Here is a 16,775-nt window from a genome sequence, read left to right as displayed (position 1 = left end):
TCCTCGACCGCCGTTCGCCGCGGTGGCGTGGTTGGGACATGTCTCAACCACGCCACCGCGAAGCAGTGACAGCCCCTCCGGCGCTACCAGATTCTGTCCAACAGCGCGTGACAGCGGAGTAGAACGAAGGGGCTGGACAGATGAGACGTATCCGCCTGACGGCGGCGGTATCCATAGCCTTGCTGATGACCGTGGGTGCTGTGGGGCCGGTTTCCGCCCGTCCCTCCGCCCAGGACACGGCGCCCGCCGGGCCCGCCGGATCCCCCGGATCCCCCGGGTCCGCCGCGGCGGGCACCCCGGTGACGGTGCGGCTGATCACCGGTGACCGGGTGACGCTCAGCACGGGCCCGGACGGAAAGCGCTCGGCCTCGGTCCTGCCCGGTCCCGGCCGCAACGGCATCCTCTTCCGGACCGCCGAGCAGGACGGCCGGCTGACCGTACTGCCGTCCGACGTCATGGACCTGGTCTCCGCGGGAACGCTGGACCGGGAACTGTTCGATGTGACCGCGCTGGTCTCCCAGGGCTACGACGAGGCGCACACCGACGCGCTGCCCCTGATCGTCGCCCAGCCCGCCGGGGCACGGGCCGCCGAGACCCTGCGCTCCCTGTCCGGGTTCCAGGAGGACTCCGCACCCTCACGGCAGTTGGCGAGCATCGGCGCCCGCTCACTGCGGGTCCCCGCCGACGATCTCGGCGGATTCTGGAAGACGCTCGCCCCCGCCGGGGACGCGAGGGGCACCAGCGCTCTCCGGGTCACCCCCAAGGTCTGGCTGGACGGCAAGGTGAACGCCGTCCTGGACCGCAGTACGGGACAGATCAACGCCCCCGCCGCCTGGGCCGCCGGCTACCGGGGCCAGGGGGTCAAGGTCGCCGTCCTCGACACCGGCGCCGACACGACGCACCCCGATCTGGCCGGCCGGGTCGTCGGGTCCAAGGACTTCTCCGGCAGCGGCGGGACCGAGGACGTCTTCGGCCACGGCACCCATGTCGCCTCCACCGTGGGCGGCAGCGGCGCCGCGTCCGGCGGCACCCGCAAGGGCGTCGCCCCGGACTCCGGCCTGCTGATCGGCAAGGTGCTCGGCAACGACGGTTACGGCACCGAGTCGCAGGTCATCGCGGGCATGGAGTGGGCCGCGGCCGAGGGCGCCAAGGTCATCAACATGAGTCTGGGCTCCGACGCCCCGACCGACGGCACCGACCCCATGAGCCACGCGCTGGACGAGATCACCGCGGCCAGCGGCGCCCTGTTCGTCGTGGCGGCGGGCAACACCGGGGAGATGGGGGACCGTACGGTCGGCTCCCCCGGCGCGGCGGACGCGGCGCTCACGGTCGGCGCCGTCGACCGTGACGACTCGCTCGCCCCGTTCTCCAGCCGCGGCCCCCGTCTCGGCGACGGCGCGGTGAAGCCCGATGTCACCGCGCCCGGCGTCGGTATCGTCGCCGCCCGCGCCACCGGGACGACCATGGGCGACCCCGTCGACCCGTACTACGTGGCGGCGTCCGGCACGTCGATGGCCACCCCGCATGTGGCGGGCGCCGCGGCTCTGCTCGCCCAGCAGCACCCGGACTGGCGCGCGGACCGTCTCAAGGACGCCCTGGTCAGCACCGCGCGTACGGTGCCCGGCCAGCAGCCGGCCCAGCAGGGCGGCGGCCGGATCGATCTGGCGGCGGCCGCGCTCGGCCCGCTCACCGCGACCGGCACGGTCGCCCTGGGACCCTTCCAGGCGGGCACGAGCGCCGCGAAGGCCCAGGCCGACGGCTCAGGAACCGCCACCGTCCGCTACACCAACACCTCCGCCACCAGGCTCTCGCTCCGGCTGACGGCCCAACTCGCCACCACCGGCGGGCGCGCGCTCCGCAGCGGCGCGCTCCGGCTCGGCACGGACGCGGTGGAGATCGCCCCCGGCGCCACCGCCGAGGTTCCGCTGAGCGCCGACCCGTCCCTGGCCGAACGCGGTGACTACTACGGCTATGTCACCGCCACCCCCGCCGCCGGCGGAGCGGCCGTGCACACCACCGTCAGCTTTGTCGTCGACGGCCCGGTGCACCGGCTCACCGTCAACACCTTCGACCTGCACGGCAAGCGGATCGAGGCGCTGCCGACGATCTGGGGACCGGACGGCTTCGTCGACTACACCAGCCTCTCGCCGGCCGTCGCCGAGGTGGAGGAGGGGACGTACCAGCTCAGCCACGCGACGATCGACGACGCCGAGGACGGGCAGGAACTGCGCCAGGTCGTCCTGCCCGAGGTGAAGGTCACCAAGGACATGTCCGTCACCCTGGACGAGCGCCGGACCACCCCCGTGGAGATCCGCACCCCCCGTCCCGCCGAACAGCGCGGCATCGTCAGCTACCAGACCTACCGCCGGATCGACGGACACAGCCTCACCCAGGGTGTGATGTTCTTCGACATCGCCCGGCGCGTCTACGTCAGTCCCACCGCGCCCGTCACCGAGGGAACCTTCGAGTTCGCCTCGCGCTGGCAGCTCGTGGCCCCGCTGATCGAGACGGAGGTCTCCGGCACGAGGACCGGCCTCAACCCCTACTACATGCCGTCCTCACCGCTGTTCAGCGCCAAGGGCGTACGGCTGACCGCGGTGGACGCCGGTACGGTCGCCTCACCCGACCTCCGTCCCTCCCGGGTGCGCGGCAAGCTCGCCGTCGTCCGTGACGACGGGGGCAGTGAGTGGGACCTCGCGCAGGCGGCGGCGAAGGCCGGCGCCGAGGGAATCCTCCTGGTGTTCCCGTCCCGCTACCCGTGGACCCGCTGGAATCCGGTGGGAGAGCGCTACGCCGTGCCGGTCGTCCGGGTGAGCGAGACCGGAGGCACCGCGCTGCTGGCCCGTATCCAGCGGCACACCGCGACGGTCGGGATCTCCGGCACCGCCGAGAGCCCGTATCTCTACGACGTGATGCAGGTGTCCTCGGGGCGGATCCCCCAGCAGGTGGTGCACACCGTCTCGGACCGCAACAGCGCCCAGGTGCGCACCACCTACGCGGACAACGGCGGCGCGCCGTGGGCCAGTGAGCAGCGGTTCGGCTGGCGTCCGTACCAGGACACCGCCTGGAACCAGTACACCCGTTTCGTCCCGACGGGTCATGAACGCACCGAGTACGTCAGCTCCGGAGACACCCTCTGGCAGCATGTCGTCAACCACACGACGACGTTCGACGTCGACGCGCCCCTGGCGTCCGGCATGAAGGACTCACCGCGCGCCTACCGGGCGGGCGAGCGCGGCGACGAACGCTGGTTCGGCGCCGTGGTGCGGCCCGCGGCCCCCGAGGGCGCCGGGCTGGTCTCCACCCGCTCCGGCGATGTACTGGCGCTGCGGATCCCCGAGTTCACCGACTCCGAGGCGGACCACTGGTCGCGCACGGTCACGGGTGGCGGCGGTATCGGCACCTCGGGCACGGGCACGGGCGCGGCGGCCGGCGCGGGGACCGGGGGCGAAGCGGTCGAGGGCGACACCGGTTCGGCCGCGCTGTACCGCGACGGCAGGAAGGTCGGCGAGGCCGACGGCGCCTGGGGCGACTTCGAGGTCGCGCCGGGGAAGGGCGACTTCCGGCTCGATCTGTCGACCGCGCGGGTCTCCGGCGAGTGGGCGTTCGGCACCCGGACCGCCACCTCGTGGTCCTTCCGCTCGGACACCACCGCCGAGAGGAAGCCGCTCCCGCTGCTGCAACTGGACTACGACGTGCGCGCCGACGCGTACAACACGGTCAAGGGCGGCCGTACCCACGACATCGGCCTCACGGTGCGCGGCCAGGAGGGTCTGCCCGCGCCGAGCGGACTCACCGTACGGGTCGACGCCTCCTACGACGACGGAAGGACCTGGCGGAAGGCGGCACGGGTCGGCGAGCGGGGGCAGAACGGCTTCACCGCCACCCTCGACCGGCCGGCCAAGCAGCGGGGCGACGCCTATGTGACCCTGCGGGTGACCGCCACCGACCGGGCGGGCAACAGCGTCCGGCAGACCGTCGAGCGCGCCTACCTGCTGCGCGGATAGCGACGGCGCGGAGAGTGGGGACGCGCCGGTCCTGACGGCCGGTACGCCGGTTCAGGAAGGCCGGTACGCCGGTCCTGGCGGGCCGGTACGGAGGTGGGGCGGCGGGTGCGCGGGCCGGTGGACCGGCCGACGCACCCGCCGCCCCGCCTCCGTTGCCCCGGGGTGCCGCCCGCCCCGGGGCAACGGCCCGACCTGCCCGTTCCCTCCCGTGCCGTACCCCGTACCCGTACCGCGAGGCCCGTGCGACCAGGGCGTATAGTGCGCTGGTCGCATCGAGGCCCCGCTTCCGGCGGGTCCCGGTGCGTGGGTTTCCCGGTACGCCCGTCCGTCGCCCCGCACGCCGACGGCAGGCGACGGACATCCGTGCGACGGCGCACGGGACACCGTCGGGAGGCCCGGACGGTACGGACGCGGCGGCGCGCGGACCCCCGGGGACACGGGGCGGTCCGTGGAGAAGGGGAACACCATGCTGGAGCCGGCGGGCCTCACCCCGGCGGAGGAGACCGTCTACCGACTGCTCGTGACGGTGACCGCGGCCTCGGCGGAGGAGATCGCCGGCCACTGCGGTCTGACTCCGGGAGACACCGAACGCGTCCTGGCGGCGCTCACCGCCAAGGGCCTGGTCAGCGCGACGGACCGGGCGCCGCGCGGTTTCGCCGCCACTCCCCCGGATGTCGCCCTGCTGCCGCACCTCCAGCGCAATTCCGACGCCCTGGACAAGGCACGCACGGCGGTCACGGATCTGCTGGAGACCTACCGGCGCACCAGGCGCCGCCAGGACCCCGACCAGCTCATCGAAGTGATCACCGGGGCGGAGGCCCTGCGCCAGCATCTGCGCCAGATCCAGGACAACACCCGCCACGAGATGCTGTGGTTCTGCAAGGCGCAGTACGTGGCGATGCCGTCGGGCAGCAATCGCGCGGAGTTCGACGCCCTCGCCCGGGGAGTGCGCTACCGGGTCCTGTACGAGCAGGCGTTCTTCGACGATCCTGGGGCCGTCGACAATGTGGTGGAGGGCGTGCGCGCGGGTGAGATCGCCCGTGCCGTACCGCATCTCCCGCTGCGGCTGGCCGTCGCCGACCGCGCCATCGCGATCTGCCCCCTGGTGCCGGGCGGCCCGTCCGGCAGCTCCGAGGAGCCCACCACGGCGCTGGTGCGCGGCAGCAGTCTGCTGGAGGCGCTGGTCGCGCTGTTCGAGCGCTACTGGGAGGACGCGGTACCGCTGGACGTCAGCGCCTCGGGAACGGTCTCCGGAACGGACGGGAGCGCCCCCGGCCATGTGCTCTCGACAACGGACAGACAGTTGCTGTCGCTGCTGGTGGCGGGGGTCGCGGACAAGGCCATAGCCAGTCAGATGGGCCTCAGCAGACGTACCGTGCAGCGGCACATCCAGGGGATGATGACGCTCGCCGGGGCGACGACACGGATGCAGTTGGCATGGCAGGCGGCCCGCCGGGGCTGGATGTAGCCCGCGCCCGGCCGCCGTCCGCTACTGCTGCCCGCCGAGGTGGAAGAGCAGATAGAGGAAGCCCGCGAAGAGATGCCCGGCCACCAGATAGGCGAAGAGCCGTATGACCAGCCCCCGGGGGAACGAGGTCTCGTGGTCCGCGACGGGCTCCGGCGGCCGGTCCTCCGGTCCTGCCGGGACCTGCACCGGGTTCTCCGACTCCGACATGGTGACGGTCCTCTCTGACGGGGTGACGCGCTGACGGGCGTACGGGTTCGGGGGCTTACGGATTTGCCGGTTTGCGGTTCGGCGGCTTACGGGCTTGGCGGCTTACGCACGGCCCGACGGAGCGAGGGGCTGTCGCGGCCCGCGCAGCTGACCGGTCCACAGGCCAGCCAGGTCAGCCACGATGGGGCCCGCCGCCGAGACACAGCTCGGCGGCGGGGCTCTGGAGCAGGGTGTGGACGAAGAGCAGCTCGGTCCCCTCGGGCCCGGCCGCCGCGATCCGGTGCGGGGTGAGCGAGTCGAAGTGCGCGCTGTCCCCGGGGCCGAGCACATGCGTGGTGTCCCCGAGACCCAGCCGCAGCCGGCCTTCGAGAACGTAGAGCCACTCCTCGCCCGCGTGCACACGGACCAGGTCGCCCTGTGCTCCGTACGGCACCCGGACCCGCAGCGGCTGCATGGCCCGGCCCGAACTCCCCGCCTGGTGGTACGTCCAGCCGCCGGCCTCGACGGGCTCCGCGCGGCCGGCCCGGACGATGGGATCGCGCTCCGGCGGTACCTCCCCGAGCAGGTCGGAGACGGTCGTACCGTAGATACGGGCCAGACTGAGCAGCATGGGCAGGGAGGGCTGCCGCTGTCCGGTCTCCAGCCGGGAGAGATGGGCGGGTGAGAGCCCGGCCCGCCGGGCCACGGTCTCCAGGGTGAGCCGGCGGCCGCGGCGCAGTTCACGCAGGCGCGGCGCCACATCGGGGAATCCCTCGGGCAGCTCGTCGGCCGCCTCTCCGGCAGGAGGTGTGCTCATGCCTCCATTGCGCCAGGAATTTTCCTCAGGGGCAAATTTATTGCCCCTGAGGCAAACGGCCTGGACCCGCGCCTACCGGTTGGCGACCGCCTGCTTCACCAGTGTCCTGCCGAAGTCCCACATCAGTCCGCCGCCGCCGTGGGCGTCGTCCATCACCGCCGTGAAGGCCTCCACAAAACGGTCGACCTCCGGCTCACCGATGGTCAGCGGCGGAATCAGCTTGATCACTTCGAGATGGTCGCCGGAGACCTGGGTGAGGATGCGGTGCTTCTGGAGCAGCGGTACGACCACCATCTGCGCGAACAGCCCCTTACGGGCCGCCTGGAGCATCGTCCACCGGCCGCGCAGCTTGATCGAGTCGGGCCGGCCGAACTCGATGCCGATCATCAGCCCTCGGCCCCGTACCTCGTACAGCAGCTCGTAGCGGTCGACCAGCGCGGCCAGCCGGGACCGGAGCAGATCGCCGGTCGCGCGCGCGTTGGCGACGATCCCCTCGTCCTCCATCACCGACAGCACGGCCAGACCCGCCGCCATGGCCTGGGCGTTGGAGCCGAAGCTCGCCGAGTGGACCAGCACCCGGTCCATCGAGGAGTAGACCTTCTTGAAGATCCAGTCCTTGCCGAGGGTGGCACCGACGGGCACGTAGCCGCCGGAGAGCGCCTTCGCCACACAGACAAGATCCGGCTCGACGCCCTCCTCGTGCTGGTACGCGTAGAAGTCGCCGGTCCTTCCGAGGCCGGTCTGCACCTCGTCGACGATGAGCAGGGCCTTGTGCCGGCGCAGCAGCTCCTGCGCCGCCCGCAGGAAACCGCGCGGCGCCGCGTGCACCCCCTTGCCCTGGATGGGCTCGACCACGAAGCCGGCCACATCGCCGCGCCTCAGCTCCCGCTCCAGCGCGTCGAGATCGCCGAGCGGAATCGCGGTGTCGGGCAGCAGCGGCGCGAATCCGTCCCGGAAGCCGTCCTCTCCGTTGACCGACAGCGAACCGGTGGTCAGTCCGTGGAAGGCGTGCGCGCAGTAGAGGACCCTGGGCTTCCCGGTCGCGTACCGGGCGAACTTCAGCGCCGTCTCGACCGCTTCCGTACCGCTGTTGCCGAAGAACACCCGGTCCAGATGCGGGCTGTGGGCGAGCAGCTTCTCGGCGAGCAGTCCGGGCAGCGGCTGGCAGTCGAACCGGGTGAGATCGGCGAGCGAGGCGTCGAGGACATCGTGCAGCGCCTTGCGGACGACAGGATGGTGCCGGCCGAGCCCCATCACCCCGAAGCCCGCGAGCATGTCCAGATAGTCGTTGCCCTCCTCGTCCCAGAAGTAGGCGCCCTCGGCCCGCTCGTACACCCGGTCGAAGCCGATCGTGTGCAGCATGCGCGGGAGCTGGTGGTTGAGATGTCTGCTGTGCAGCTCGTAGCGCTCGGCGCCGCGCTCGGCGAGCAGCCGTGGCAGGTCGAAACCCTTGGGCTCGGTCATTCCTTGCTCTCCTTGCGTACTCGGACAGGTCCCTCGTCCGGCCACGCCGGCCCCGGGCCCTGCCGAGGCAGTACGGGGGCGAGGGCGGCGCTGATCCGTCCCGCGATCTCCACCGGAGTGAGGCCGGGGACACCCGCGCCCACCGGCTCCTGGGGGAAACGCGCCACGGTCGGGGCTTCGTCCGCGGCGACGGCCTCGCGGAGCTGCTCCGCGAGGCCGTCGCCGCGATCCGCGGTCACGGCACACACGGGAGGACGGACATGCCCCCATCCCGTTCTGGGAGGGCCCGTCGGTCCCGGTGATCCCGGCCCGGTCGAGAACGAAGGTGACCGGGGATTCGCCGCGAAACACGACACACCGCCAGGGGCCGGGCCGGCGGCTCGGGGAGCCCCCATGAGACCGGCTCTCCAGCGGTCATGATGGGGTCACCGCGTCCCGGCGACCGTCTCACGGGCCGCGCGCAGGGACTCCTTGAGGGAGCCCATGGTGGCCAGTACGGCGGTCGGCTCATAGCCGCAGTGCGCCATGCAGTTGGCGCAGCGGGGGTCCTTGCCCCGGCCGTACTTGTCCCAGTCGGTCTCCTCGATGAGCTGACGGTAGGTCGGCACATAGCCGTCGCTCATCAGATAGCAGGGGCGCTGCCAGCCGAAGAGGGAGTAGTTGGGGATGGCCCAGGCCGTGCACGGGAAGTCGGCCCTGCCTTCGAGGAAGTCCAGGAAGAGCGGCGAGTGGTTGAGGCGCCAGCGGGCCCGGTTCCCGCCGGAGAACGCCTTCTTGAACAGCTCGCGGGTCTGCTCGACACCGAGGAAGTGCTCCTGGTCGGGAGCCTTCTCGTAGGCGTAGGCGGGCGAGATCATCATCTCGTCCACCTTCAGCTCGTCATTGAGGAAGTTGAGCACCTCGATCACGGTCTGCGGGGTGTCGGTGTTGAAGAACGTGGAATTGGTGGTCACCCGGAAGCCGCGCCGCTTGGCCTCCTTGATGGCCGCCACCGCCTCGTCGAACACCCCTTCCTTGGCGACGGACTCGTCGTGCCGCTCCCGCAGACCGTCGATGTGCACGGCGAAGGCGAAGTACGGCGAGGGGGTGAATTTCTCGATCTTCTTGCGCAGCAGCATCGCGTTGGTGCAGAGGAAGACATACTTCCGCTTGGCCACGAGCTGCCGCACGATCTCGTCGATCTGCGGGTGCATCAGCGGCTCACCGCCGGCGATGGAGACCATGGGCGCCCCGGACTCCAGCACCGCCCCGACGGCCTGGGCAACGGGCATACGCTGCTTCAGGACGCCCGCCGGATGCTGGATCTTGCCGCAGCCCTCACATTTCAGATTGCAGGCGAAGAGGGGTTCCAGCTCGACGATGAGAGGAAACTTCTCACGCTTGCGGAGCTTCTGTTCGAAGAGGTACGTCCCGACCCTGATGGTCTGACGGAGCGGCATGGCCATCTAGCTCACCTCCTGGGGAGCAGCAAAGAACGGTGCCATTCATGGAAAGCTGGAAGGACGGCACGGAGTACACGGAAGGCCGATATTCCTCCGCGCACGGTGCCGATACGGACGAGCTCGTGCTCCGGGGCATCCACGACCACCCGCACGGCCGCAACCGGACGGGGCCCGGCTCGCAGAGCCGCGCGGAGGGTCGCGGCGGACTCCATGTCCACCGCGATCGCCCCCGTAGCGCGCAACGCGGCCCGTTCCTGTCCCCGGACCACATGGTCGGAGCCGGTCAGCGGACCGGCGTGGACCGTACGGCCGGGCAGGGCCCGGGTCAGCGCCTCGACGAGCAGCCCGGCGCCCGTACAGGGCGTCGGGCCGTGCGGGTCCCGGGTCTCGTCGGCGACGATCAGATCCCCGGGGTGCATCCCCGGGGTGAGCCCGGCACAGAATCCTGACGCGATGACGGCCGCGTCCCTGTTCCCGGTCTCTCCGAGCGCGCGCGCCACGGCGCGCTCGGCGTTCTTGGGTCCCATACCCGTACGCAGGACGGTCACCGGTCCCGCGGCGTCACCGTGACCGCTCCCGCGCAGCGCGAAGCGCTCGATACCGAGCGCGCAGGCGATCAGCAGCGGTGGCGGGCCGGCCGGCCCGGAGGACCGGCCCATCAGCCCCCCTTGCGGTCGCCCGCACGGGCGGCGAGGGGTTCGCCGTGGAGGTACCGGCCGAGGGCCGTCAGCGGGAAAACCTGCCGGTAGAGGTGGTAGTTGATGGAGAAGTCCCAGGGGAAACCGGTACCGGTGAAGTACGGCTCGTCCCAGGAACCGTCCTCGCGCTGGGTCTCGGCCAGCCAGGCGATGCCCCGCTCGACGGCCTTGCTCTCCCGCTCCCCCGCCGCGAGCAGCGCGAGCAGCGCCCAGGCGGTCTGGGAGGCGGTGGTGGCGCCGCGTCCGATCCACTCCGTGTCGTGGTACGAGCGCAGATCCTCGCCCCAGCCGCCGTCCGCGTTCTGCACGGATTCGAGCCAGCTCACGGCCCGGCGGATCGCGGGATGGGAGGCGGGCAGCCCGGCCGCGGTCAGAGCGGGCACCACCGAGCCGGTACCATAGATGTAGTTGACGCCCCAGCGTCCGAACCAGGCGCCGTTGGTCTCCTGTTCGGCGAGGAGCCATTCGATTCCCCGCCGGGTGCGCGGATGGTGGCTCTTCCCCTCGTACGCGAGCATCTCGACGACATGCGCGGTCACATCGGCGGACGGCGGGTCGATGACCTCGCCGAAGTCGCAGAAGGGCAGCCGGTTGGGGAACGGGCTGGTGTTGTCGGCGTCGAAGGCGCCCCAGGCCCCGTTCCTGGACTGCATGCCCAGATTCCACCGGGTGCCCCGCTCGATGGCGGCGTCGATCCGCTCCGGCTCGGGGTGTCTGACCCGGCGCAGGGCGAGGATGACCTCGGCGGTGTCGTCGATGTCGGGGTAGTTGTCGTTGTGGAACTCGAACGCCCAGCCGCCCGGGGCGAGTCCGGCCCGGTTCACCGACCAGTCACCGGGGCGCAGGATCTGCTCACCGACCATCCAGTCCGCGGCCTTCACCAGGGCCGGATGGTCCGGTCCCACGCCCGCGTCGGCGAGCGCGATGGTGGCCAGACAGGTGTCCCAGACCGGCGACTGACAGGCCTCGATCATCCGGGCGCCGTCCTCGCGCCAGACGGCGAACCGGTCGAGCGATTCCAGTCCGGCGCGCATCACGGGGTGGTCGAGGTCGTATCCGAGCAGATGCAGGGCGATCACGGAGTAGACGGCGGGCGGCTGGATCCCGCCCCAGCAGCCGTCGTTCTCCTGCCGCTCGATGATCCAGCGGGCCGCCGCGTTCATCGCGCCGCGGCGCAGTCTGCGCGGGGCGAACCGGTGGTAGACGTGCAGGGCCTTGTCGAGGCGCTGGAAGGCACCGTCCCAACTGGCCGCCGGGGCGATCGCCTGGGGGGGGTTGGGACGGGCCGGGTCGGTGTGCAGCTCGTCGAGGGGGAAGGGAGCGGGCCGTACGGGCCGCTTCGCCGAGACGATGGTCAGCGGCACGATGGTCTGCCGGGCCCAGCAGCCGAAGTCGTAGATGTTGAGCGGGAACCACTTGGGCAGGTAGATCATCTCGGGGGGCAGCTCGGGCAGGTCGTCCCACTTCCACCAGCCGAACAGGGCCAGCCAGATACGGGTGAAGACCCTGCTCCGGGCGATTCCGCCCTGGTCGCGGACCCATTGGGAGGCGCGTGCCATATGGGGTTCTTCGGGACGGTCCCCGGCCAGCCGCAGTGCGACATAGGCCTCGATGGTGGCGGAGAGTTCGCCGGGGCCGCCGTAGAAGGTGGCCCACGTACCGTCCGCCCGCTGCTCACCGCGGATGAAGAGCGCCGCGGCGTCGGTGGTACGGGTGTCCTGGACACCGAGGAACTGCCGTAGCAGCAGATCCTCCGCGTCCATCGTCACATTGGTCTCCAGGTCGCCCTTCCACCAGCCTTGGGCGTCCTGCTTGCCGAGCAGATACTCGACGGATCGTGCGGTGGCCCGCTCGGCGGCGGCCGTGAGGCCGCCGGCCGCGGCGGGGGTGGTGGTCGTTCGATGCGGTCCGCTGGCCGAGGTTGCGTGGGGGCCCATGGCCCCGGTGCTTCCGTCGGTCGTCGCTGTCATGGCTTCCCCTTCGTGCAGTGGTGAGCTTCTGCTGTGCTGGGGTCTCCGTCGTCCGGCGCCCTTCGGGCTGTGGACGGCGACTGCGGTCATATGGGAATAGTGATCATCTCTTTCGTACGACGACGAAGTCCGCGAGCGCGATGAGCTGCGCCCTGACCTTGGCTGGCATATCGACACCATCGAGGGCTTCGATGGCGACGGCGTGCTGCCGTCGGGCCTCCTGCGAGGTCCACTCCCGGCCGCCCGCCTCCTCGATCAACGCCGCCCTGGTCGCGAACTCTTCCTCGGAGAAGGTCTCGAAATCATTGCTTTTGGCGTCGGCGGCGAGCAGTTGACCGAGGCGCACCGAGGCGGGGCCGCCCCCGGCGAGCGCGGCGACGACCGGCAGGGACTTCTTGCGCTGGCGCAGATCGCTCCAGGTCTGCTTGCCGGTCGCCTCGGGGTCGCCCCAGATGCCGAGCAGATCGTCCACGGCCTGGAAGGCCAGGCCGAGATGGTAGCCGTACGCCTCCAGCGTGTCGGCCGTACGGTCGTCGGCGCCGCCGAGGACCGCGCCGATGGAGACGGCGCAGGCGAGCAGGGCACCGGTCTTGTTGCCCTCCATCTCCAGACACTCCTCGACGGTGACCCGTTCGCGGTGCTCGTAGGAGATGTCCTGCGCCTGACCGTCGATCAGCTTGCGGGTGGCGGTGGTCAGCCGGCGGGTCGCGCGGCCCGCCTCCGGGGTGCCGATCTCCAGCAGGACCTCATTGGCGAGGGCGAAGAGGGCGTCGCCGACGAGGATCGCCTGCGCGGGGCCGTGCGCCTTCCATACGGTGTCGCGGTGGCGGCGCTGCTCGTCACCGTCCATCAGATCGTCGTGCAGCAGCGAGAAGTTGTGGACGAGTTCGACGGCGACCGCGCCGGGGATGCCCAGTTCGGGCGCGGCGCCCGCGGCCTCGGCGGAGAGCAGCGCCAGCGCCGGACGTACGGCCTTGCCGCCGTCGCCGTCGGCGGGCCGGCCCTCGGCGTCGATCCAGCCGAAGTGATAGGCGGCGACAGCGTCCATCGGCGTGGCGAGCCGGCCGACGGCGGCGCGCAGCACCGGAGCGGACAGACTCCGTCCCCGCTCCAGCATCGCGTGGACGTCCGCGGTGTCGACAGCCGGATTCCCCGGGGGCACGGTCGGCACGGTCTCTCCTCTTGTTCCAGTACTCGTTGGTGCGGTACTCGGGCTCATGCCGCCTCCCGCAAAGGGTGTTCATGGCGGCGGCCGAGCTGGGCGAGGGCGGCGCCGGCCGCGCTGAAGCCGCTGCGTACGGCGCCCTCCATGGTGGCGGGCCAGCCGGTGGCGGTCCACGCGCCGGCCAGGAAGAGACCGGGGGCGCGGGTACGGGCCGCGGGACGGAGTCTGCCCACACCGGGCGTGGGCGCGAACGTCGCGGTCCGCTCCCTGGTGACGAAGAAGTCCTTCACCCCGGCTCCGCGCGCCGCGGGGAGCAGTCGCTCCAGTTCGGGGAGGTAGCGTGCGCGCAGCTCCGCCACCGGCGTGTCGATCTCGTCCTCGGCGGCGGACTGGGAGACCGCCAGATACTGGCCGTCGGTGAGTCCGGAGGCGTCGGTGCGGTCGAAGACCCACTGGACGGGGCTGCCCAGCGCGGCGAAGAAGGGGCGGCGCAGCACCTTGCGGTCGTACACGACATGGACGTTGAGGATCGGGGCGTTGCCGATGTCGAGCAGCCGGTCGGGATCGTCCAGCGCGCCCTGGGGCAGCAGTCCGTGGGCCTCACGCTGGGGTACGGCGAGGACGACCGCGTCCGCGTCGAGCCGCTCGCCGTCCGCGTCGACCTGCCAGCCGCCGTCCGCGGCGCGGGTCACCGCCCCGACGCGGGTGCGCAGTTCGGTCCGTACGCCGGCGGAGTCGAGGGCCTTGCGGGCCAGCGTGTCGTGCAGATCGCCCAGCGGGACACGCGCCCAGCCGATGTCGGCGGCGCCCGGCTCGGAGAGCAGTCCGGTCTTGAAGACCATCGCGGCCAGCCCCATGGAGGCGTGCGGCGCGGTGGCGTTGAGGGTCGCCACGCCGACCAGGTCCCAGAGGGCCTCGATGGTCCGGTCCGACTGTCCGTGCCGGCCCAGCCAGGTGGCGAAGTCGATGCCGTCCAGGGCGGGATCGGCGGGGTCGAGCCGCTTGAGGGCGAGCGCGGCACGCCCGACGGAGGCACGCTCGGCGAGCGAGAGATGCGGATACGCCGCGAGTCCCGCGGCGAGGTGCAGCGGTACGGGCAGCGCGTTGCGGCGCAGCCGTCCCAGCCTCGGCCCCCGGGAACCGCCCACATCGAGCACGGGCACGTCCAGCCGGGGCTGGAGCGGGGCGAGCGCGGCGCCGTCCACCCGGTCGAGGAACCACTGGTACGCGGTGCAGCAGCGCAGATACACATGCTGGCCGTTGTCGACGGTGAGATCGCCGCGGCGGAAGGAGAAGGCGAGACCTCCGAGCCGCGGGCGCCCCTCGATCAGGGTCACCCGTACTCCGGCGTCGGCGAGCTGGAGCGCCGCGGTGGTACCGGCGAGCCCCGCCCCCACCACCACCGCGTGGTGAGGCCGCATGTCATCCGCTGTGCTCACGCGTGTCCCCCTCCGGCTGTCGCAGTCAGGGACGCGTCATTCCGGCGCCGGGTTGCGCGAGCCGGGGACGGATGTGCGGCGCGGGGGCGGGGCCGGGCGGTGCGCCGCATCAGCCGCGCCTCCTGACGGTCTGGCGCGAGATGGTCCGGGCGTCGAGGCCGGAGAGTCCGCGTACGGCGACATACGCCTTCTCGTGTCCGGGCAGCGAGACCCGGCCGCGCAGTACGGCCTCCGGATCGCGCTCGATACGGTCGAGCAGCCTGCGGTAGATGCCCGCCATGGCCGCGACACAGGCGCCGCTGCGCCGGTCGAGCAGGGGCAGCAGCCGGTAGCCCTCGGCGAACAGGGCGCGGGCGCGGCGGACCTCGAAGTGCACCAGACCGGTGAAGTCGGAGCCGGCGGGCGGGGCCGCGCTGTGGAAACCGGCGGAGCAGCCGAACTTGTCGAGATCGTCGGAGGGCAGATACGTACGGCCGTTGGCCGCGTCCTCCCGCAGGTCCCGGAGGATGTTCGTGAGCTGGAGCGCGAGTCCCAGGGTGTCGGCGTACTCGGCGGCGCGCTCCGCTCCCGGCGCGTCGGGGCCGGGGCCGAACACGCCGAGCGACACCCGGCCGATGGCACCCGCGACACACCGGCAGTAGACCTTGAGGTCGTCCCAGGTCTCGTAGGTGTCGCCCCGTACGTCCATCAGGACACCGTCGATCAGCTCGTCCAGGCCGCCGAGCGGGACCGGGAAGCGGCGGGCCGTGTCCGCGACGGCGACGGCGACGGGGTCGGTGTCGTCCTCGGCCACCTCGCCGGCCCTGACTCTGCTCAGCAGGACACGTGTCTCTTCGAGCCGTCTCTGCTTGGCCTCGGGCGCGAGCGTGCCGTCGCCGATGTCGTCGACACGCCGCGCGAACGCGTACATCGCGGACATGGCCTGGCGTTTCTCGGTCGGCAGCAGTCTGATGCCGTAGGCGAAGTTGCGGGCCTGCTGCCCGGTGACGGCCTCGCAGTAGCTGTAGGCCGCCAGTACCGGCGCGGACATGGGTGTCTGTCCCTCCACGTTCCGGCTCACCCCTCTCTGTGCGCTCTTCGCAAGACAGCTCCCACTTCACGCAGCAGACGCGGTGTGGTGGGTTTGGGCGGTCCGGGGAGCACATCGTGCCCGGCGGCCGCGATCGAAGCGAGGGCGGCACGCCCTCCGGCCACAAATCCCGCGAGCAGCAGCCTGAGCCTGCCGTGGACGCTTCCCACCAGCGGGGTGCCTTCGTCCAGCAGCCGCCGTGCGCGTTCCGCTTCGTACGCGACAAGGGAACGCACCGACGCGTTCCCGGTGGGCGCGGCCAGATCGGCCTCGGAGACACGGAAGCGCTTCATGTCCTCGGCGGGCAGATAGATCCGGTCCCGGCCGAGGTCCTCGGTGACGTCCTGGAGATGCTCGATGATCTGGAGCGCGGTGCAGACGGCGTCGGAGAGCCGGACCCGCTCGGGGCCGGCGGTCCCGGTGATCTGGAGGACGAGCCGGCCGACGGGGTTGGCGGACAGCTCGCAGTAGGCGAGGAGGTCGTCGTAGGTCTCGTACCGCCGCACCTGCTGGTCCTGGCGGTTCGCCCCGATGAGCCCGAGGAACGGCTCGGGGGTGAGGGCGCGGCTGCGTACGGTCGGGATCAGAGCGCGCAGCAGGGGGTGGCCAGGACGGGGACCCGCGGGGTCGAAGACCCGCAGCAGATCCGTCTCGAACGCGTCGAGCAGGGCCGGCCGGTCGTCGGCCGCCTCGGGGGCGACCCCGAGATGGCGGGCGTCGGCGCCGCCGGGGGCGAGATCGCCGTCACCGATGTCGTCGACGAGCCGGGCGAAGCCGTAGACGGCCATCAGATCGTCACGCCAGGCCCGGGGCAGGAAGAAGGGAGCCACCGGAAAGTTCTCGTCGGTGGCTTTGTCGAGTGTGGAGCGTGCGGTGGCGTCGGAGCGCGCCTGGGGAGCATCCATCACTGCCGGCTGCCCGGCACGGAGACGGCGGAACCCTCACAGAGCTGGAGATTTCCCGTCATTGCCGTCATATCTCCCGTTCTACACTGCTGACCCAATACATCCCATTTCGGACACGCCGCCCGTCCTTCCGAGTAAAGAAGGC

12 protein-coding genes and 1 pseudogene are annotated in these 16,775 nt (G+C 71.6%); 2 read left to right on the top strand and 11 right to left on the bottom strand.

The genetic code is table 11. The annotated features are described in order from the left end of the window. Positions 1-140: 140 nt before the first annotated feature. Both ACFYYH_RS02070 and ACFYYH_RS02065 read left to right on the top strand, forming a co-directional pair. Positions 141-4,007 carry a S8 family serine peptidase gene (locus tag ACFYYH_RS02070; RefSeq protein WP_388544610.1) on the top strand — a complete coding sequence of 1,289 codons (3,867 nt, stop codon included), beginning with the start codon at positions 141-143 and terminating at the stop codon, positions 4,005-4,007. Positions 4,008-4,473: 466 nt separating this feature from the next. Next, positions 4,474-5,475, top strand: a complete 1,002-nt coding sequence (locus tag ACFYYH_RS02065; protein ID WP_388544607.1) for a LuxR C-terminal-related transcriptional regulator — start codon at positions 4,474-4,476, stop codon at positions 5,473-5,475. Between the two features lie 21 nt (positions 5,476-5,496). Here ACFYYH_RS02065 and ACFYYH_RS02060 read toward each other — a convergent pair whose 3' ends face one another. The 11 genes and pseudogenes from ACFYYH_RS02060 to hpnC all read right to left on the bottom strand — a co-directional run bounded on the left by ACFYYH_RS02060 (position 5,497) and on the right by hpnC (position 16,630). Next, entirely contained in the window at positions 5,497-5,682 is a 186-nt protein-coding gene (locus ACFYYH_RS02060) for a DUF6126 family protein (protein ID WP_388544604.1), read from the bottom strand. 172 nt (positions 5,683-5,854) lie between these two features. Beyond that, on the bottom strand, positions 5,855-6,478 hold the full coding sequence (locus tag ACFYYH_RS02055) for a helix-turn-helix domain-containing protein (RefSeq protein ID WP_388544601.1): 624 nt from the start codon (positions 6,476-6,478) through the stop codon (positions 5,855-5,857). Positions 6,479-6,550: 72 nt separating this feature from the next. Then, entirely contained in the window at positions 6,551-7,942 is a 1,392-nt protein-coding gene (locus ACFYYH_RS02050) for an aspartate aminotransferase family protein (RefSeq protein WP_388544598.1), read from the bottom strand. Next, positions 7,939-8,272 (bottom strand): annotated as a pseudogene (locus tag ACFYYH_RS02045) (hypothetical protein); the annotation flags it as partial. The gene ACFYYH_RS02050 and the pseudogene ACFYYH_RS02045, both read right to left, overlap by 4 nt. A 95-nt stretch (positions 8,273-8,367) precedes the next feature. Next, positions 8,368-9,387: an adenosyl-hopene transferase HpnH gene (gene hpnH, locus ACFYYH_RS02040; protein ID WP_388544595.1), complete on the bottom strand. Its 1,020-nt coding sequence runs from the start codon at positions 9,385-9,387 to the stop codon at positions 8,368-8,370. A 5-nt stretch (positions 9,388-9,392) separates the two neighbouring features. Further along, on the bottom strand, positions 9,393-10,043 hold the full coding sequence (locus ACFYYH_RS02035) for a 1-hydroxy-2-methyl-2-butenyl 4-diphosphate reductase (RefSeq protein ID WP_388544592.1): 651 nt from the start codon (positions 10,041-10,043) through the stop codon (positions 9,393-9,395). After that, positions 10,043-12,052 carry a squalene--hopene cyclase gene (gene shc, locus ACFYYH_RS02030; protein ID WP_388544589.1) on the bottom strand — a complete coding sequence of 670 codons (2,010 nt, stop codon included), beginning with the start codon at positions 12,050-12,052 and terminating at the stop codon, positions 10,043-10,045. The genes ACFYYH_RS02035 and shc overlap by 1 nt, the downstream gene beginning before the upstream one ends. 103 nt (positions 12,053-12,155) lie before the next feature. After that, positions 12,156-13,214, bottom strand: coding sequence for a polyprenyl synthetase family protein (locus ACFYYH_RS02025; protein WP_388545285.1), 1,059 nt, complete (start codon positions 13,212-13,214; stop codon positions 12,156-12,158). Between the two features lie 53 nt (positions 13,215-13,267). After that, positions 13,268-14,638, bottom strand: a complete 1,371-nt coding sequence (gene hpnE, locus ACFYYH_RS02020; protein ID WP_388545283.1) for a hydroxysqualene dehydroxylase HpnE — start codon at positions 14,636-14,638, stop codon at positions 13,268-13,270. Positions 14,639-14,765: 127 nt separating this feature from the next. Next, positions 14,766-15,716 (bottom strand): presqualene diphosphate synthase HpnD, encoded by a 951-nt coding sequence (gene hpnD / locus ACFYYH_RS02015; RefSeq protein ID WP_388544586.1) that lies wholly within the window; start codon positions 15,714-15,716, stop codon positions 14,766-14,768. Then, positions 15,713-16,630, bottom strand: coding sequence for a squalene synthase HpnC (gene hpnC / locus ACFYYH_RS02010; RefSeq protein WP_388544583.1), 918 nt, complete (start codon positions 16,628-16,630; stop codon positions 15,713-15,715). Before hpnC ends, hpnD begins: the two co-directional genes overlap by 4 nt. Positions 16,631-16,775: the final 145 nt, after the last annotated feature.

The organism is Streptomyces sp. NPDC002018 (genome assembly GCF_042890865.1).
Taxonomy (GTDB): Bacteria; Actinomycetota; Actinomycetes; order Streptomycetales; family Streptomycetaceae; genus Streptomyces.
The sequence above is the reverse complement of the archived record's forward strand: the minus strand, read 5'-3'. Positions and strand labels throughout refer to the sequence as shown.